At 64.0% G+C, this 17,661-nt stretch carries 14 protein-coding genes; 8 read left to right on the forward strand and 6 right to left on the reverse strand.

Annotated elements, in window-relative coordinates:
• Positions 1–327 precede the first annotated feature (327 nt).
• From gatC to gatB, 3 genes are all read left to right on the forward strand, one after another.
• Positions 328–615 (forward strand): Asp-tRNA(Asn)/Glu-tRNA(Gln) amidotransferase subunit GatC, encoded by a 288-nt coding sequence (gatC, locus tag ENJ37_03010; GenBank protein HHL39455.1) that lies wholly within the window; start codon positions 328–330, stop codon positions 613–615.
• 40 nt (positions 616–655) lie between these two features.
• The gene (gatA, locus tag ENJ37_03015; protein ID HHL39456.1) at positions 656–2,116 is read left to right on the forward strand and encodes an Asp-tRNA(Asn)/Glu-tRNA(Gln) amidotransferase subunit GatA; all 1,461 of its coding nucleotides are present in this window, start codon (positions 656–658) and stop codon (positions 2,114–2,116) included.
• Between the two features lie 380 nt (positions 2,117–2,496).
• On the forward strand, positions 2,497–3,942 hold the full coding sequence (gatB, locus tag ENJ37_03020) for an Asp-tRNA(Asn)/Glu-tRNA(Gln) amidotransferase subunit GatB (protein ID HHL39457.1): 1,446 nt from the start codon (positions 2,497–2,499) through the stop codon (positions 3,940–3,942).
• A gap of 291 nt (positions 3,943–4,233) precedes the next feature.
• Here gatB and ENJ37_03025 read toward each other — a convergent pair whose 3' ends face one another.
• Both ENJ37_03025 and ENJ37_03030 read right to left on the reverse strand, forming a co-directional pair.
• On the reverse strand, positions 4,234–4,668 hold the full coding sequence (locus ENJ37_03025) for an NUDIX hydrolase (GenBank protein HHL39458.1): 435 nt from the start codon (positions 4,666–4,668) through the stop codon (positions 4,234–4,236).
• A gap of 23 nt (positions 4,669–4,691) precedes the next feature.
• Positions 4,692–5,186, reverse strand: coding sequence for a hypothetical protein (locus tag ENJ37_03030; GenBank protein ID HHL39459.1), 495 nt, complete (start codon positions 5,184–5,186; stop codon positions 4,692–4,694).
• A gap of 275 nt (positions 5,187–5,461) precedes the next feature.
• On the opposite strand from ENJ37_03030, the gene ENJ37_03035 reads away from it, so the two are divergent.
• From ENJ37_03035 to ENJ37_03050, 4 genes are all read left to right on the forward strand, one after another.
• Complete coding sequence (locus tag ENJ37_03035; protein HHL39460.1) at positions 5,462–6,259, forward strand: HEAT repeat domain-containing protein; 798 nt, start codon at positions 5,462–5,464, stop codon at positions 6,257–6,259.
• A 60-nt stretch (positions 6,260–6,319) separates the two neighbouring features.
• On the forward strand, positions 6,320–8,173 hold the full coding sequence (locus ENJ37_03040) for a tetratricopeptide repeat protein (protein ID HHL39461.1): 1,854 nt from the start codon (positions 6,320–6,322) through the stop codon (positions 8,171–8,173).
• 528 nt (positions 8,174–8,701) lie between these two features.
• Positions 8,702–11,323 carry a CBS domain-containing protein gene (locus ENJ37_03045; protein ID HHL39462.1) on the forward strand — a complete coding sequence of 874 codons (2,622 nt, stop codon included), beginning with the start codon at positions 8,702–8,704 and terminating at the stop codon, positions 11,321–11,323.
• A gap of 297 nt (positions 11,324–11,620) precedes the next feature.
• Entirely contained in the window at positions 11,621–12,805 is a 1,185-nt protein-coding gene (locus ENJ37_03050; GenBank protein HHL39463.1) for a Fic family protein, read from the forward strand.
• A 222-nt stretch (positions 12,806–13,027) separates the two neighbouring features.
• On the opposite strand, the gene radC is transcribed toward ENJ37_03050, so the two are convergent.
• Genes radC through ENJ37_03070 form a run of 4 tightly spaced genes read right to left on the reverse strand, consistent with a single transcriptional unit; the run spans position 13,028 to position 16,649 of the window.
• Positions 13,028–13,762, reverse strand: coding sequence for a DNA repair protein RadC (gene radC / locus ENJ37_03055; GenBank protein ID HHL39464.1), 735 nt, complete (start codon positions 13,760–13,762; stop codon positions 13,028–13,030).
• A gap of 15 nt (positions 13,763–13,777) precedes the next feature.
• The gene (locus ENJ37_03060) at positions 13,778–14,596 is read right to left on the reverse strand and encodes a slipin family protein (GenBank protein ID HHL39465.1); all 819 of its coding nucleotides are present in this window, start codon (positions 14,594–14,596) and stop codon (positions 13,778–13,780) included.
• 45 nt (positions 14,597–14,641) lie between these two features.
• Positions 14,642–15,955: a nodulation protein NfeD gene (locus tag ENJ37_03065; GenBank protein HHL39466.1), complete on the reverse strand. Its 1,314-nt coding sequence runs from the start codon at positions 15,953–15,955 to the stop codon at positions 14,642–14,644.
• Positions 15,956–16,007: 52 nt separating this feature from the next.
• Positions 16,008–16,649, reverse strand: coding sequence for a hypothetical protein (locus tag ENJ37_03070; protein ID HHL39467.1), 642 nt, complete (start codon positions 16,647–16,649; stop codon positions 16,008–16,010).
• Positions 16,650–16,700: 51 nt separating this feature from the next.
• Between ENJ37_03070 and ENJ37_03075 the strand changes: the two genes are divergently transcribed.
• Entirely contained in the window at positions 16,701–17,579 is an 879-nt protein-coding gene (locus ENJ37_03075) for a hypothetical protein (GenBank protein ID HHL39468.1), read from the forward strand.
• Positions 17,580–17,661 lie beyond the last annotated feature (82 nt).

The following is a 17,661-nucleotide window of genomic DNA, read 5'->3' on the forward strand; positions in this document are numbered from 1 at the left end:
ACCCCAAAAGTCCCTTATTTCACGCATATTTTTAACCCTCGCCGCCCCGCCCCTTGAAAAGACCCCCGCCCTTGTGTTAGCCTCAATGGTCTTGGGGGGGAGCTTTTCGCAGAAGGGTCATGGACCCGTCCTTTCCCGCTCCCCCTTTCGTATGCTGCCCGTCTAATGCGGCGGTCCATGGGAGGTTCGGCCCGCAAGGGCGTAAAAAAAAACCGCCTGGCGCGGGCCGAACCGCCGCCGCGGCCGGATTGACGCAGAAGAGGGGCCGGGGCGGCCGCGGTACTTTTACGGAGGGCTCCTTCAGGCCCGTAAGCAAGGAGGAAGGTGATGGCCATAAGTGTCGAAGACGTCGAGCACGTAGCCGAGCTTGCGAGGCTTGAGCTTACCGACGGGGAGAAGCGTCTTTATGCGAGCCAGTTGCAGCGCATCCTCGAGTACGTGGAGAAGCTCTCGGCCGTGGAGACGGACGGCGTGGAGCCCACGTTTTCCACGGTGCCGGGGCCGCAGCGGCTGCGCGAGGACCGCGTCGAGCCCTCGCTCGAGCGCGCGAAGGCGCTGGAGAACGGCCCCGACTGCGAGGGCGGCACCTTCAGGGTTCCGAGGATAATAGAGTAGGGGCCCTTTTGATGGAGTCGATGAGAAAGGGACGGTCCCGATGGATATAAGGGGAAGGAAGGTAGGCGAGCTTTCGTCGCTTCTCGCCTCCGGCGAGGTGAGGAGCGTGGAGCTTACGCGCTCTTATCTCGAACGTATAGATGAGCTCGACGGCAGGCTCGGCGCGTACGTGACCGTGACGGCCGGCGAGGCGCTCGAGGCCGCCGCCCGCGCCGACGAGCGTATAAGGGAGGGCCGCGACGTAACGGCCCTTACGGGCGTGCCCATATCGGTGAAGGACATATTCTGCACCGAGGGCGTGGAGACGACCTGTTCGTCGAGGATACTCAAGGGGTTCAGGCCGCCCTACGACGCCACCGTCGTAAAGAGGCTCAAGGACGCCGGGGCGGTCATCCTCGGCAAGAACAACATGGACGAGTTCGCCATGGGGTCGTCCACCGAGACATCGGCCTTCGGGCTGACGCGAAACCCCTGGGACCTCGAGCGCGTGCCGGGAGGCAGCAGCGGGGGCTCGGCCGCCGCCGTCGCCGCCTCGCTCTGCGCCGCCTCGGTGGGCACCGACACGGGCGGCTCCATCCGCCAGCCCGCGGCATGCTGCGGCGTCGTGGGTCTCAAGCCCACATACGGCAGGGTCTCGCGCTACGGCATGGTCGCCTTCGCCTCGTCGCTCGACCAGGCGGGCCCCCTCACCGCCGACGTCACCGACGCCGCCATTATGCTCTCCGTGCTCGCCGGTCACGATCCCCTCGACTCGACCTCCATGGACGCGCCGGTGCCCGACTACACGGCGGCGCTCGACCGCGGCGTCAAGGGCCTGCGGCTCGGTATGCCCAGGGAGTACTTCGTCGAGGGGCTCGACGCCGAGGTGGATGCCGCCGTGCGCCGCGCCGTCGGGGCCCTCGAGAAAGAAGGCGCCGAGGTGGTGGAGGTGAGCCTGCCCCACACGGAATACGCCGTGGCCGTCTACTATCTCGTGGCCACGGCCGAGGCGTCGAGCAACCTGGCGCGCTACGACGGCGTAAAATACGGCCTCCGGGTAGACGACGGCGGGGGACTGCGCCGCATGTACTGCAGGACCCGCGACAGGGGCTTCGGGGCCGAGGTGAAGCGCCGCATCATGCTCGGTACCTACGCGCTCTCGGCGGGCTACTACGACGCCTATTACAAGAAGGCCGCGCAGGTGAGGACCCTCATAAGGCGCGACTTCGAGGAGGCCTTCGCCAGATGCGACGTGGTAGTCACGCCCACGGCGCCGGGGCCCGCCTTCGGCATCGGCGAGAGGACCGAGGACCCGCTCACCATGTACCTCTCCGACATCTTCACCATCTCCTGCAACCTGGCGGGACTGCCGGGGCTCTCCATGCCCTGCGGCCTCACGGGCGGAGGACTGCCCATCGGCTTGCAGATCATAGGCCGTCCCCTCGACGAGGAGACGGTGCTCGCCGCGGCGCGGGCATACGAAAAGGTCTCGGACTGGAACGATAAAAGACCGGCGCTTTGATTGCTTGCCCTGAGGGAACCTTTTTGTAAAGGGTCACAGACCCACGGTTCCCTCAGACTCCCTCCAAAAACTTTTTGTTTGCTCTTCGAGCCGCGTTGGTTCTCATGATCGCTGAGGAAACGAGGTTCTTCAGCCCAAGTTAAAAGTCTTTGAAGGGGGTCTGGGGGAAACGTGGGCCTATGGCCCTTCTACAGAAATTTCCCCCAGAGTATCGGGGGGCTGTGCCGGGGGTTCGGGCCGCAAAGGCGTAAAAAAATCCCGCCTGGCGCGGCCCGAACCCCCGGTACGGCCGAAGATACGAATAACATACGATGGGGCAGGGGGGGAGACGCGGGCCTGTGGCCCTTCTTCAGAAATTTTTCCCCGGGGAGGAAGTCTTCATGGGATACGAAGCTGTCATAGGTCTCGAGGTTCACGCCCAGCTCCTGACGGAGTCCAAGCTTTTTTGCCGGTGTTCGACCCGTTTCGGCTCGGAGCCGAACACCCAGGTCTGTCCCGTCTGTCTCGGCATGCCGGGGTCGCTTCCCGTGCTCAACGCAAGGGCCGTGGAGTACGCCTTGCGCATGGCCCTGGCAGTCGGTTGCCGGATCAACCCCGCGAGCGTCTTCGCCCGCAAGAACTACTTCTACCCCGACCTGCCCAAGGGCTATCAGATATCGCAGTACGAGCAGCCGCTGGCCGAGGCCGGCCATGTGGAGATCGAGGCCGAGGGCGGGGGGCTCAAAAAGGTGGGCATCACCCGCATCCACATGGAGGAGGACGCGGGAAAGCTCCTCCACGGAGAGGCCGCCGGCTCCGACACGTCGAGCTTCGTGGACCTCAACCGCACGGGCGTGCCGCTCATAGAGATCGTCAGCGAGCCCGACATATCGAGTCCCGCCGAGGCCGCCGCCTACCTCAAGGAGCTGCGCGACATACTGGTCTATCTCGAGATATGCGACGGCAACATGGAGGAAGGGAGCTTCCGCTGCGACGCCAATGTCTCCGTAAGGCCAGAGGGCTCGGCAGGGCTCGGCACCAAGACGGAGCTCAAGAACCTCAACTCCTTCAAGTTTATAAAGGACGCCGTGGCCTACGAGATAGAGCGCCAGATCGAGGTCATCGAGGACGGCGGCCGGGTGGTGCAGGAGACAAGGCTCTTCGACGTCTCCAGAGGCGTTACCGTCTCCATGCGCAGCAAGGAGCAGGCCCACGACTACCGCTACTTTCCCGACCCCGACCTCCTGCCCCTCGCAGTCGGCGACGCCATGGTCGACGAGGTGCGCTCCTCGCTTCCCGAGCTGCCCGCCGACAAGCGCAGGAGGTTCGTCGAGCAGTACAGCCTGCCCGCCTACGACGCCTCGGTGCTCGCCTCGCAGCGTCAGCTCGCCGACTGGTACGAGGCGTGCGTAAAGCTATGCGGCGAGCCCAAGCTCGCCTCCAACTGGGTGATGGGCGAGCTCCTGCGGCTCCTGAAGGAAGAAAACCTCTCCATCACCGACGCGCCGGCGACCCCGCGGATGCTCGCCGAGCTCATAGGGCTCGTGAAGAACGGCACCATAAGCGGCAAGATCGCCAAGGGTGTTTTCGAGGAGGCCTTCAGGACCGGCAGATCGCCCAAGGCCATAGTCGAGAGCAGGGGGCTTACCCAGATATCGGACGAGGCGGACCTTGAAAGGATCGTCGACGAGGCCGTAAAGGCCGACCCCGAGAGCGCCGCCCGCTACAGGGCCGGCAAGACCAAGCTCCTCGGCTACTTCGTGGGACAGGTGATGAAGGCCACCAGGGGCCGCGCAAACCCGCAGGTAGTCAATAGACTCGTCAAAAGACGCCTCGAAGAGGATTGACTCGGCCGAGGGAACTCTTTTGATGATCCTGGGGGAAACGTGGGTCTGTGACCCTTTTACAAAAAGGTTCCCTCAGGGTAATGAATCAGAGTTTCCTTTGCCTGGGGGCGCTCCACCTGGAGGTTCGGGCCGCAAGGGTGTAAAACGATCCCGCCCGGCGCGGGCCGAACCTCCAGGTGGAGCGCCCCCACATGCGCACAACAGGCAAAGGGGGGCCGGGGGAACGCGGCCCCGTGAACCTTCTGCAGGAAGTCTCCCCCCGGAGCAGTCAGTCAGAGCTTTCCCGGTTCCTCACGGAGCGAGGCCGAAGGCGGAGAAGCCGGTGCGGCGCCATTTGAAGTAGTCTTCGAGGATCCTGCGGTGGTCGAAGGCTATTGTTTCGGGCAGGGTCGATTCGGTGAAGACGGCGGCCCTTGCGGCGTCGTCTGCGCCTTTCGGTTCCCCCTGCGCCTCGGCGACGAAGACGACGGAGATGGTGTGGAAGCGGGGGTCGCGGTCGGGGTCGGAGTAGGCGTGCATCTGGGCGAGGAGCCTTACGTCCAGCCCCGTCTCTTCTCTCGCCTCCCGCCGGGCCGCGTCCTCGAGGCTTTCGCCGTAGTCGACGAAGCCTCCCGGTATGGCCCATCCAGGCGGAGGGTTCCGGCGCTCGATGAGGACGATGCCGCGCCGCGGCAGCTCGATGATGATGTCTACGGTGGGAATGGGATTGCGGTAGCGGGCGGACATGGCGAAGAGATCGGACGCCGGCCCTACACCGACTCGGCGAGAGCGTCGAGCAGGGCCTTGAGCCTGCGGGCGTGGCCCCGTTCCTCCTCGGCCAGGTCGAGCCATATGGAGCGGGCCGCCTCGCTTCCGCTCTTCTCGGCCATGGAGGTGAAGTACTCGGCCGCGTAGCGCTCGGCGTCGAGGGCTATAATGACGGCCTGGCGCGGATTGTCTATGGTCTCGACGAGGCGTTCCATGCTTATGCGGCGCGTGAAGATGTCGGGGCTCGCCTTCTTGACGTACTCTTCCATGTCCAGCTCCTCGTCGGTCACGGCGTCGCCGAGACCGGCCCTGGGATAATAGGAACTCTCGATATTGGCGAGGTGTCCCTTCTCTTCGCTTGCCAGGGCGGAGAAGACTTCGCTTATGCGGGGGTCGTCGATCCTCTCCTTGAGGAGCGAGTAGAAGGCCATTCCGTTGTTTTCTATGAGTGCGGCCGTCTTGACGGCCTCGAGCTCCTCGGTATGCTCGAAGGGCATGGCGTCCTCCTTGGGGGCTTTTGAACGTCCCGGCCCGCGGGACGGGACGATGTTACAATTTATCAGAACTCCGGCGGCGCTGCAACCCAAAAGCTGTGAGGGAGGTGCGCGGCGGCGTCCGCTTCGGGCGGCGGCCCCTCAAGGAGGGGAAACCCTCGAAGCGGAGAAAGAAGAGTTTGTCTGGATTTTTCTGAATCCATGGGTTAAATTTTTCGTGATCCGTGTCGATTAATAATGATGAAGCCCGGTTCGGTGGAGCCTGAGAGGTAGAGGAGATGGCGACCATAAGGGAGTATCTTGTAGAGATGTTCAACAAGGTCCTGGCCAAGACCATCACCCGGGAAGAAGGGACCATGCTCTTGAACGACCTCGTCAAGCGCGACAAGGTGACGACCCTCAAGGAGATTGCTTCGCTCATACGGACCCCGCCGCCCGGCGTCTTTCCCAAGACCATACTCCATACGGTGGTCCTTGCAAACAACAAGGTCTTCAACGATCTGCTCATCGCCAGTCTCGATCACAGGGACGAAAGCGTCACCATACTCGCCGCCGAGGGGCTGGCCAAGCTGCGCACCGACGACGCCAAGGAGGTGCTCAAGGGCCACATCGACAGCGACATCTACCACGTGCGCAAGGCCTCTGCCGCGGCGCTCGTCATGGGCTTCGGCAAGGAGGGGGTCGAGATACTGAAAAAGCACGTGCTCACCCACCCCGAGCCCTTCTACCGGCTCACCTCGGTCATGGCCATCATAGGCGCGGGCGCCATGGGCAAGCAGGCCCTCCTCGAGATACTGGCTACCGGCGACGTGCCAGCCATAGAGAGCGTTGCCGAGGGGCTCGCCGACGCCCCGGTGGACTTCGACGAAGAGGAGATACCGACGCTTATCGAGGCCATGGTGGCGGCGGCGGACAACGAGAAGTTCGAGGCCGTCGAGAGGCTGCTCGGCGTGCTCGGTTCGCTCGGCTCCAAGGCGGCAAGGTACGAGCAGTACCTAAGTGTCTTCCTCGAAAGCCCGTCTCCCGCGGTAAGAGAGGCCGCCACGACGGCGGTGAGGCGCATAAGATACTCCTGAGGGGAGCGGCGCTCCGGCCGCGGGCGGCGGAGCGCCGAGGCGGGAAGGCGGTTTTTTCAGGTGGACGGGCTTCGACGCTTCTTCGAGACGAACAGGGCCGCCGCGGCCCTCATCCCCTTCGTCCTGTCGGCGCTCGCAGTCCTTGCCCTCTACTCCCATGTCCTCCATGGCCCGTTCCTCTACGACGACCTCATCTACATCGTAAGAAACGGCAGGATCCGCGACCTCGGCGCGCTCACCGACTTCACGAGCTCGCGCTACGTGACCTTCGCCACCTTCGCCCTCAACTACGCCGTCGGCGGGCTCTCCACCTTCGGCTACCACCTGGTGAACGTGGCCGTCCACGTCTTCAACGGCTGGCTCGTCTACGCGCTCGTAAGGCTTACGTGGAGGACGCCCGTGGTGGCGAGGGCCGCCGCCGGCGCGAGCGCGAGGGGCCTCGCCCTGACGGCGTCCCTGCTCTTCGCCGTCCACCCCCTCCAGACCCAGGCCGTAACGTACATAACCCAGCGCTTTGCTTCGCTTGCAACCTTCTTCTACCTCGCTTCCCTCGTCTGCTACGCCGCGGCGAGGCTCGACGTGGAGCGCAGCGACGGCGGCCTTCTCCGGCGCCACGGTCTCTACGTCCTCTCGGTAGCCGCGGCCCTGGCCGCCCAGAAGACGAAGGAGATAGCCTTTACGCTCCCCTTCGTGATCGCTCTCTACGAGCTCGCCTTCTTCAGCGGCTCCGTGGCGTCCGCCCGCCGCCGGGCGGCGCTGCTCGTTCCGTACGGCCTTGCGGCGCTCGTCATTCCGCTGTCGTTTCTTCTCGTCAGCCCCGGCGCCGTCTCCTACGCATCGGGCATAGAGAACTGGATAACGGAGCTCCAGAAGGCCGAGCTCGGCACGCTCTCCAAGTACGTCTATTTCCTCACCGAGACGAGGGTGCTCGTCACCTACCTGAGGCTTCTGGTGCTGCCGGTGAACCAGATGCTCCTCTACGACTTCCCGGCCTCCCACTCGATCCTCGAGCCCGCGGTCCTCGCTTCGCTGGCCTTTCTCTCTCTTCTCCTCTTCGGCGCCCTCTATCTCTTCTTCCGCGCGAAGAGGCTCGGCGAGCCCTACCTTCTCGTCGCCTCGGCCGGCGTGATCTGGTTCTTCGTCACCTCGTCGGTGGAGTCGTCGGTCATACCCATAATGGACCTCATCTACGAGCACAGGGTCTATCTGCCCTCGGTCGGGGCGCTCACGGCCCTTGCGGCCCTCGGCGCCGCGGCCCTTGAGCGGCTCGGCGCGCGGCCCCGGACCGGTGTAGCCCTGACGGCGGCGGCCGTCGTCCTGTTGTCGGTGCTGACTTACCAGCGTAACCTCGTCTGGACCGACGCGCTCGCCTTCTGGGCCGACGGGGCGGCCAGGGCCCCTGCTCTCGCAAAGCCCCGTATAAACCTCGCCATCGAGCTCATGCGCCTGGGCCGCTACGACGAGGCCGTCGTCGAACTCGAGAAGGCCAAGCGCTCGGAGCCCCGCTACCTCGACATATACTATAACCTCGGCATAAGCCACGTTAACCGCCGGGACTACAGGAGCGCGCTGCGGGAGTTCAACCGCGCCCTCGAGGTCCTGGAGGTCCTCAAAGAGGGTCACTACTTCGCCGCCGCCTCGCTCGAATACGAGATGATCATCAACTCCTACCTCGGCAACCTCTACGTAAGACTCGGCGAGCCCGAGCGGGCGCTCGCGCACTTCGAGCGGGCCCTGGCCATAAAGGCCGACAACAACGCGGCCCGCTACAACTACGCCGTGGCCCTCGATATGCTCGGCCGCTACGAGGATGCGGCGGCCCAGCTCCGGATACTCCTCGGCTCAGACCCGTCGGACAGCGGGGCGAGAGCCTACCTCGACGCCCTGCTCTCCCGCATCGGACGGGACCGCTGAGGGAGCGGAGGACCCCGACTTTGGGGAAGCTCCGATTGACTACCCTGGGGGAAACTTTCTGAAGAAGGGGCACAGGCCCGAGGGCCATAGGCCCACGTTTCCCCCCTGCCCCTATGTTATTCGGATCTTCGGCCGTACCGGGGGTTCGGCCCGCGCCAGGCGGGGTTTTTTTTACGCCTTTGCGGCCCGAACCCCCGGTACGGCCCCCACGAGGCAGCCGGCGCGGACAGGACGTCCCCTTCAAAGACTCTTAACTTGGGCTTAAGGAGCTCGTTGCCTCGGCGATCATGAGAGCCAACGCGGCTCGAAGAGCAAACAAAAAGTTTTTGGAGGGAGTCTGAGGGAACCTCGGGGGCTGGGAAACCTCTGTCAATCCTTTACGGCCCGCGGGCTGTCGGGCCGCAAAGGCGTAAAAAATCCCGCCTGGCGCGGGCCGACAGCCAAGGGCCGTTTCCCCTTCGTAAAAAGGTTCCCTCGGCGCGATAAATCAGAGTCTCCTCGGTTCTTTTCTGTGGTATCATCCTCTTCATGGAAGTCATCACCTCCCACGTCAACGCCGATTTCGACACCCTGGCGTCCATGGTGGCCGCCAAGAAGCTCTACCCCCGTGCGGTGCCCGTCTTTTCCGGGTCCCTCGAGAAGCCGCTTCGCGACGCCCTGCCCGCCCTCGAGCTGCCCTGCGTCATAGAGCGCGCGAGGAACGTGGACCTCGACGCCGTGACCCGTCTCATACTCGTCGACATAAGGAGCGCTGCGCGCCTCGGTCCTTTCGCGGCCGTGGCCGGACGTCCGGGCGTGGACATACACATATACGACCACCATCCCGGCGGCGACGCGGACCTCCACGGCTCGGTCGAGGTCATAGAATCCTGCGGCTCGACAACGACGATCCTCACGCTCATCCTGAAAGAGCGGGGCATGGGGCTCACGGCCGCCGAGGCGACGATCCTCATGGCGGGCGTATACGAGGACACGGGTTTTTTGAGCTACCCCACGACGACGACCCGCGACTACGAGGCCGCCGCCTTCCTGCTCGCCGCCGGCGCTGACCTGTCGAGGGTGTCGGATCTTCTGAGAAACGAGCTCACCACGGCCGAGATATCGACGCTCAACGAGCTCATCCAGAGCGAGACGGTCTACACGATAGGCGGCGTGGACATCTCCGTTGCGAGCGCCGACGTGGAGAAGTATCCGGCCGACGTTGCGTCGCTTGCCCACAGGCTGCGCGACATAAGGGGCATGGAGTGTCTCTTCCTGCTCGGCGACATGGGGGACAGGGTCCATATCGTGGCCCGCAGCCGCACCCCGGCCGTCAATGTCGGCGAGGTGATGCGCAGGCTCGGCGGCGGAGGGCATCCGAGCGCCGCGTCGGCCACGCTCAAGTCGACGACGCTCGTCGAGGCCCGCGAGAGGCTCCTTGCGGCGGTGCGGGAGGTCGTGAGTCCGGTGCGCACGGCCTCGGAGGTGATGAGCTCGCCGGCCATAACGGTGGGCGTGGAGACCACGCTCGCCGACGCGGAGCGCACGCTCATGCGCTACAACATAAACGCCGCGCCCGTGGTGGACGACGGGGGGGCGCTCATGGGGGTCGTCACCAGGCAGGTGGTGGACAAGGCCGTCTATCACGGCCTCGGAGAGGCGCCGGTGCGCGACTACATGACGACCGACTGCCAGCACGTCAGCGTCAGCTCGGGGCTCGACGAGGTGAGGGAGAAGGTCATCGTCCACGGCCAGAGGCTTCTTCCCGTGCTCGGCGACGCAAGGGTGGAGGGGGTCATAACGAGGACGGATCTCTTGAAGCTCCTCCACGAGGAGCTGGTCGAAGAGCCGAGGGGGCCGAAAAAACGCAAGAACCTCAGGAGCCTGATGGAGGAGATGCTGCCGCGCTGGGCGCTCCGGATCCTCAGGGACGCGGGCGAGGTCTCCGAAGAGCTCGGCTACCGGGCCTACGTGGTGGGCGGTTTCGTGCGCGACCTGCTTCTGCGGCGCGAAAACCTCGACATAGACATCGTCATCGAGGGCGACGGCATCAGGTTCGCAAAGGTCATGGCCGAGCGTCACAGGCTGCGCGTGCGCAGCCACGAGCGCTTCAAGACGGCCGTGCTCGTCTATCCCGACGGCTACAAGGTCGACGTGGCCACGGCGAGGCTCGAGTACTACGAGAGGCCGGGGGCGCTTCCCACGGTGGAGCACTCGTCGCTCAAGCTCGACCTCTACCGCCGCGACTTCACCATCAACACGCTGGCCGTCTCGCTCGAACCGTCGCGCTTCGGCCAGCTCATAGACTTTTTCGGGGCCAGGCGCGACATCAAGGAACGCACCATAAAGGTGATCCACAACCTGAGCTTCGTCGAGGACCCCACCCGCGTGCTCCGGGCCGTGCGTTTTTCCCGGCGATTCGGCTTCCGCATAGCCAGGCACACGGCCAACCTCATGAAGAACACCATGAAGCTCGACCTCATGGGAAAGGTCTCGGGCTCGCGGCTCCTCGAGGAGCTCAAGAACATACTCTGCGAGGAGGACATCGCCGTCGAGGCGCTGAAGACGCTCTCCGAGCTGGGGCTGACCGGCCTGCTGCATCCGCAGATGAGACTCGACGAGGCGGCCTTCGATCTCCTCGAAAGGGCCCGCTCCACGCTCCAGTGGCACAGGCTCCTCTACCTGGACGACCGCATCGAGCCGTGGCTCGTCCTCTTCCTGGCGCTCACCGACGGGCTCGGCGAGGAGGAGCTCGACGAGTACGCCCGCCGGTTGACCATCTCGGGAAAGCACAGGCTCGAGGTGTTGCGGGCAAGGGGGGCCGGCCTGCGGGCCCTCTCGGCCATGGAGACCGCCGCCGCCTCCGACACCCCCCTTCTCGGGAGCACCATATACAGCCTGCTGAGGCCCCTGCCGCTGGAGGTGACGCTCTATCTCATGGCCAAGACCGCCTCGGAGAAGGCGCAAAAGGCCGTCTCCCTTTACGTAACGAGGCTGCGCTTCGTGAAGACGGAGCTCCGGGGCCGCGACGTCATGGCCCTCGGCGTACCCCATGGCCCGGCCGTTGGCGAGGTCCTGAACCTCCTGCTCAAGATGCGCCTGGACGGCCAGCTCCGCTCGCGCGGAGACGAAGAGGCCTTTGTGAGGGACTTCCTGCTGAGGGAGCCTTAATCATAGCTTCCTTAATGGATTAATGGATTAATCCTAAGGAAACTCTGATTAATTACCCTGAGGGAACCTTTTTGTAAAAAGGTTCCCTCAGACTCCCTCCAAAAACTTTTAACGCCCTGCGGATCACCCCGATTTTGCTTGCAAAATCGGGGTGATCCGCAGGGAATTAAAAGTCTTTGAAGGGGGGCTGGGGGAAACTTTCTACAGAAAGTTTCCCCCAGTGTAATAAATCAAAGCTTCCCTAAGACTCAGATGCTATATTGAAGTGTACCTATAATATAGAGGGGATGTCCGGCTATGGCAAAGCCTGATTATAATAAGATAAGCCCCAAGAGGACCGGCCGTTACGTGAGCCAGGTCACGGGATATCGGGCGTTTTATCCGGCACCGCTTCCACCCGATCCTCCTGTAAAGATTGAAGGGGACTTGCAGGCTCTGCTATCGCAGGCCGACCGAGCCTTGGGACGGCTCGACGGTTCGATTACCACGCTCCCAAACTCCGACCTCTTCGTGATGATGTACGTCCGCAAGGAGGCCGTGCTATCCAGCCAGATCGAGGGTACCCAGAGCTCACTGCAAGACCTGCTTGCGGCCGAGGCCAAAGTGTTTTCCGATACTACGCCCCGAGATGTTGACGAAGTGATCAACTACGTGCGGGCCATGAATCACGGCCTTGCAAGGTTGCGGGAACTGCCGGTATCTGTTCGCCTGATTCGAGAGATCCATGCGATATTGCTTGAGAACGTTCGGGGCCGTCATGCAGTGCCTGGCGAGTTGAGGCGGAGCCAGAACTGGATTGGTCCTTCTGGATGCACGCTTGCTGAAGCGACCTTCGTGCCGCCCCCGCCCGATGTTGTGCCGGAGACGCTCGGTCAATTGGAAAGGTTCCTGCACAGGAAGGACGATTTGCCGGTCTTGATCAAGATAGGTCTGGCCCACGCTCAGTTCGAGACGATTCACCCCTTTCTCGACGGCAATGGACGCATTGGTCGATTGCTCATCGCTTTTCTTCTCACCGAGCGTGGTGCACTCCAAAAGCCGGTTCTCTATATATCCCATTATTTCAAGCGCCACCGCCAGGCCTACTATGACCACCTTCAGAACATCCGTGACACCGGCGATTGGGAGTCATGGCTCGAATTTTTTCTTAGGGGCGTGGCGGAGGTCAGCAACGAAGCCGCCAAAACCGCCCGGAGAATCCTGCAACTTCGAGAATCCCACCGCCTCGCCATAACCGAGCGCTTGGGACGGGCGGCCGGCAACGGTCACAAGGTGCTGGAAGACCTCTATAAACACCCTCTCGTTACCGTGAAGAATGTTCAAACTATTACCGGAACCACGTATGCCGCAGCCAACCAGCTCATCGGACGGTTCGTTGAGCTGGGCATCCTGGAGGAGATTACAGGGTATGCCCGCAATCGGCGATTCCTGTACGCGCCGTACATTGCGCTTTTCCGGGACGATGAGGGGGATATGCCATGAGCGTTGGACTCAGGCCCTATTCAGAATACAGAACACCGGCGCCTTGACCAGACCTGACTGCCGCGAGATCGCTTGCGCGATGAGCTTCAAGTTTGAAAAGAGGACCGTAGAGAGACGGCCGCCCTTGTATGCCGGTCCGCCCTTGGAGCGGCGACGGTTGAGGACGCCCGCAAGGGCGTAACAGCCCCGCCTGACGCGGCCCGGCGCCCCCCGGCCCCGCCGCTACTCCTCCTCGCCCACGCCCGCTATCCTCCTCTCCGGGTCGGCCCGGCGGCCGACCCAGCCCTCGCTCTTTCCGCTCCTGAAGGAGTTTCTGCCGATTATGATGTGGTCGAGGACCGCGAGCCCCACGCCCTCGGCGGCCCGTTCGAGCGAGCGGGTGAGGAGCTTGTCGTTGCGTGAGGGGGCGGGGTCGCCGCTGGGGTGGTTGTGGACGAATATTACGGATCGGGCGTTGTGCTTGAAGGCCCGCTCCACCACGGTGCGGGGGTAGACGGCCGTCTCGTTGAGCGTGCCTTCGTGGAGGGTCTCGACCTCGATGATCTCGTTCTTCGTGTTCAGGTATACGGCCAGGAACTTCTCGTTGCGCTCGCCTGCAAGGCGCACCGAGAGGTAGTCGACGAGGTCCTTGGGGGTGCCGACGCAGGTGGAGCCCATGACCTTGTCGTAGAGGTAGAGGGCGCAGCACTCCTTTACGAGGGTTGCAAGGAGCGCGGCGTTCTCGCCCATGCCCCTGACCGCGGCGAGCTCGTCAATGGGGGCGTCGAGCACGCCGCGGAAGCCCTTGAAGCGGCGGATGAGCTCCTTTGCCAGCGGCTTTACGTCGCGGCGCGGTATGGCGTAGGTGAGGAGCAGCTCGAGGACCTCGTAGTCGTGCAAGGCCCTCAGGCCGCCCTTTTTGAAGCGCTCGCGCAGCCTGCGCCTGTGTCCGGCGTTGGGGTTCCTGCCCTCGCTCATGGCGGTTTGCGGCTCTCAGGCGGTGCGTTCCGGCGGCGTCTTTTCCCTTGCTTCCCCGCCCCCGCCGCCGTCCGTTGCGGCCTTGAACTCGAGGAAGGGCCGTATGAGGTCCATGGGCACCGGGAATATGGTGGTCGAGTTCTGCTCGGCCGCTATCTCGGTGAGGGTCTGGAGGTAGCGAAGCTGAAGGGAGACGGGGTTGCGGCTCAGCACGTTGGCGGCCTCGAATATGCGTTGCGATGCGCTGAACTCGCCGTCGGCGTGTATGATCTTGGCCCTCTTCTCGCGCTCGGCCTCGGCCTGCTTGGCCATGGCGCGCTTCATCTCCTCGGGCAGGTCTATGGCCTTTATCTCCACGACCGTCACCTTGACGCCCCAGGGGTCGGTCTGGCGGTCCAGTATCTCCTGGAGCTTCTTGTTGAGCTTTTCGCGCTCGGCGAGGAGCTCGTCGAGCTCGGCCTGGCCGCAGACGCTGCGAAGGGTGGTCTGGGCGAGCTGGCTCGTGGCGTAGAGGTAGTTCTCCACCATGATGATCGCCTTCTCCGGCACTATGACGCGGAAATAGACTACGGCGTTGACGCGCACCGATACGTTGTCCTTGGTGATGACCTCCTGGGGCGGCACGTCCATGGTGATGGTCCTCAGGCTCACCCGCACCATGCGCTGGAGGCCGGGGATGATGATCACCAGCCCCGGGCCCTTTACGGTCTGGTAGCGGCCGAGGAAGAAGACGACCCCCCGTTCGTACTCGGGCAGTATCTTTATGGCCGCCCAGAGAAGCATGACGACGGCTACGACGAGAAACAGGATTCCGGGACCGACGCCGACAGTCATAGTCAACCTCCTTGTCTGTTGGGGGTGGACGCAGGGACGCCTCTTTCAGAGGCGTCTCACCTTCAAGGTCATGGAATCGACGGACGTGACCTCGATCTTCGAGCCCTTTTCTATGAACTCGTCGCTCACGGCGTTCCAGTACTCGCCGACGACGAAGACCTTGCCCTCGCGTCCTGGCGCGAGGTCCTCCACGGCCGCGCCCCGCTCGCCCACGATGGCGCCGTCTCCGCTGACGGGGCGGCGGCGGTGGATCATGACGGCGTAGTACATGGCCGCCAGGAAGAAGAGCGCCGTCACGGCCACGGTGGGGAGCATGACCCACAGCGAGAGCCGCATGAAGGGCAGCGGCGACTCGAAGAGCATGAGCGAGCCGAGGGTGAGCGCCACCACGCCGGCCACGGCGAGAAGCCCGAAGCTCGTCACCTTCACCTCGGCTATGAAGAAGACGACGGCGAGCGCGATGAGTATGAGCCCGGCGTAGTTGACCGAGAGGGTCTGGAAGGCGTAGAAGGCGAGCACCAGGCAGATGGCCCCTATGACGCCGGGCAGCACGGCCCCTGGGTTGGAGAGCTCGAAGTACAGTCCCACGAGCCCTATCATCATGAGGATGTAGGCCACGTTGGGGTTGGAGATGGCGTCGAGGATCCTCAGCCTCACGCCCATCTCTATCTCCTTCACCTCGGCCCCCTCGGTCCTGAGGGTCCGCCTGCCGGTGACGGTCTCCACCGCCCGCCCGTCGATGGCCGTGAGCAGGTCGTCCCTGCCGTCGACGAGCAGGTCGATGATGTTGAGCTCCAGGGCCTCGTCGGCCGTGACGTTGACGCTTTCGCGCACGGCCTCTTCGGCCCATTGCGCGTTGCGGCCCCGTTTCGCCGCAATGCCGCGCAGGTAGGCGACGGCGTCGTTTTCGACCTTCCTGCTCATGGTCTCGTCCATCTCCTCGCCGCCCATGGCCACGGGGTGGGCCGAGCCTATGTTGGTGCCCGGGGCCATGGCCGCTATGTGGGCCGCGTAGGTGATGAAGACGCCGGCGGAGGCGGCCCGCGCGCCCGAGGGCGCCACGTAGACCACCACCGGCACCTCGGAGGCGAGCACGGCCTTTACTATGCGGCGCATGGAGAGGTCGAGGCCGCCCGGCGTGTCGAGCTCGAAGACCACGGCCTCGGCGCCGTCGTCGGCGGCGTCCTCGATGCAGCGGGTGACGAACTCGGCCATCACGGGGTTTACGATGCCCTCGACCTTGACGTAGTGGACGGGTCCCGCCGCATCCTCCGCGCCGCTTTGCGGCGCGGCCGGGACCGCAAGGAGGGCGGCGGCCGCGAGGGCCGCCCATGCGGCGATGGCGCGAAGGCGCTTCATGATGGAATTCTATCAGGAATCGGCCGCGAAGGCAATACGGACCGGTCCCGGGTCAGCGGCCCCTGAGCCCGAGGGCGGCCATGACGGCCTGAACGTCGCTCCACGTCTCTTTCTTGAGCTCCTTTCGGGCGAGCAGCGTCTCGGGGTCGTGGGTCGCAACGGCCGGGACGCCGGCGAGCAGCCTGACCTCTCCGCGCAGCTCCCCGACGCTCGAACCGACAAGGGCCGCGGCCTCGTCCCCCATGAGAAGCACCATGGCGGGGCGCACCGCCCTCACTTCCTCCTCCACGTGGACGCGGCAGGAGGATATCTCGGCCTCTTCGGCGCGCCTTCCGTCCGGCGGCGGGCACTTTACGGAGCTTGTCACGTAGAGCGCCTTCCCGTCGAGGCCCATGGAGGCCACTATCCTGTCGAGCAGCCCTTCGGCTTCCGCGCCGAGGCGGCTCGTCCCGCCTCCGTCGACGGCCCTGGCCGCCGGTCCCACTATCATGAGAGCCGCGCCCTCGGCTCCACGCCCCCCGGCCCTGTCGGCCGCCGCCAGCGGGCAGCGGGTGCAGGCCGCCACCGCGTCGTGCACGGTCCGGAGACTCGGCGGAGCCTCCAGAGCCGTGTCCACGAAGCCCTGGCCTCTCAGGAAATCGATCCTTTCGGCCGTATCCTTCACCAGCGCGAGGTAGCGTCCGAGCACGTCCAAAATCATTCTCCTTTACAAGAGGGCGCAATTTCTGTATCCTGTGATTATATAATGTTTGCAGTCGCGGTCATAGCTTTTTTGACGGTGCTCCTTTCGGCCGACGAGGCCCTCGCCTGGGGGCCGGCCACCCACCTCGAGCTCGGAAGAGAGGTGCTCGGCAACCTCGGGCTCATCGCGGCCCCGGTGCGCCCGCTTCTCGAACGCTTTCCCTACGACTTTCTATACGGCAACATAAGCGCCGACATAGTGGTTGGCAAGAACCTCGTCGAGGAGCTCAAGCACTGCCACAACTGGCGCATCGGCTTCAGACTCCTCAAGAAGACCCACTCCGACTCCCAGCGGGCCTTCGCCTACGGCTACCTCTGCCACCTGGCGGCCGACACGGTGGCCCACAACCTCTTCATCCCGGAGATGATGATCCGCTCCTTCAAGACCAGGATGCTCAGGCACATCTACTGGGAGCTTCGCTTCGACGCCCTGGCCGACAAGCGCGTCTGGAGGCTGCCGGAGAAGATAGGGCGCTCCATGAACGGCGACAACGACCGCCTCCTCGAATCCCTCTTCGAGGACACACCCTTTTCCTTCAAGACCAACAAGCGCATCTTCTCGGGTATGATCAACCTCCACAAGATAGAGCGCTGGCACAGGATGATGGGGCTCATCTCGAAGACCTCGAAGTGGACGATAGACGGCGCCGACAAGCGCCGCTACTTCGACCTCGCCATGGACGCCGTCCAGGCCGTGCTCCGTGACGGCGAACATGCCTGCTGCACGGCGGTAGATCCCACGGGCAGGCTCTCCATCCACTCAGCCAAAACGGCCAGAAGGCGGCTCAAGGCCATGCGCCGCTACGGCCTCGACTGGGAGAAGGAGATGGACCGGGCCCTCGCCGAACTCTCGCCTCCCCCGGCCAGGACCGTCAACGAGTAGTTCTTTTGCCCAAGCTCACCTTGGGAAGCTCTGATTTATTGCACTGAGGGAACCTTTTTGTAAAAAGGTTCCCTCAGACTCC

Source organism: Deltaproteobacteria bacterium, assembly GCA_011375175.1.
In the GTDB taxonomy this organism is placed as follows: domain Bacteria; phylum Desulfobacterota; class GWC2-55-46; order GWC2-55-46; family DRME01; genus DRME01.

Bases quoted from the DNA above. Each gene is read 5' to 3' on its own strand.
- gatB (HHL39457.1), top strand. From the start codon at position 2,497: ATGGGATACGAAGCTGTCATAGGTCTCGAGGTTCACGCCCAGCTCCTG.
- gatC (HHL39455.1), top strand. From the start codon at position 328: ATGGCCATAAGTGTCGAAGACGTCGAGCACGTAGCCGAGCTTGCGAGG.
- radC (HHL39464.1), bottom strand. From the start codon at position 13,762: ATGAGCGAGGGCAGGAACCCCAACGCCGGACACAGGCGCAGGCTGCGC.
- ENJ37_03060 (HHL39465.1), bottom strand. From the start codon at position 14,596: ATGACTGTCGGCGTCGGTCCCGGAATCCTGTTTCTCGTCGTAGCCGTC.
- ENJ37_03030 (HHL39459.1), bottom strand. From the start codon at position 5,186: ATGCCCTTCGAGCATACCGAGGAGCTCGAGGCCGTCAAGACGGCCGCA.
- ENJ37_03075 (HHL39468.1), top strand. From the start codon at position 16,701: ATGTTTGCAGTCGCGGTCATAGCTTTTTTGACGGTGCTCCTTTCGGCC.
- ENJ37_03050 (HHL39463.1), top strand. From the start codon at position 11,621: ATGGCAAAGCCTGATTATAATAAGATAAGCCCCAAGAGGACCGGCCGT.
- ENJ37_03045 (HHL39462.1), top strand. From the start codon at position 8,702: ATGGAAGTCATCACCTCCCACGTCAACGCCGATTTCGACACCCTGGCG.
- ENJ37_03035 (HHL39460.1), top strand. From the start codon at position 5,462: ATGGCGACCATAAGGGAGTATCTTGTAGAGATGTTCAACAAGGTCCTG.
- gatA (HHL39456.1), top strand. From the start codon at position 656: ATGGATATAAGGGGAAGGAAGGTAGGCGAGCTTTCGTCGCTTCTCGCC.
- ENJ37_03025 (HHL39458.1), bottom strand. From the start codon at position 4,668: ATGTCCGCCCGCTACCGCAATCCCATTCCCACCGTAGACATCATCATC.
- ENJ37_03065 (HHL39466.1), bottom strand. From the start codon at position 15,955: ATGAAGCGCCTTCGCGCCATCGCCGCATGGGCGGCCCTCGCGGCCGCC.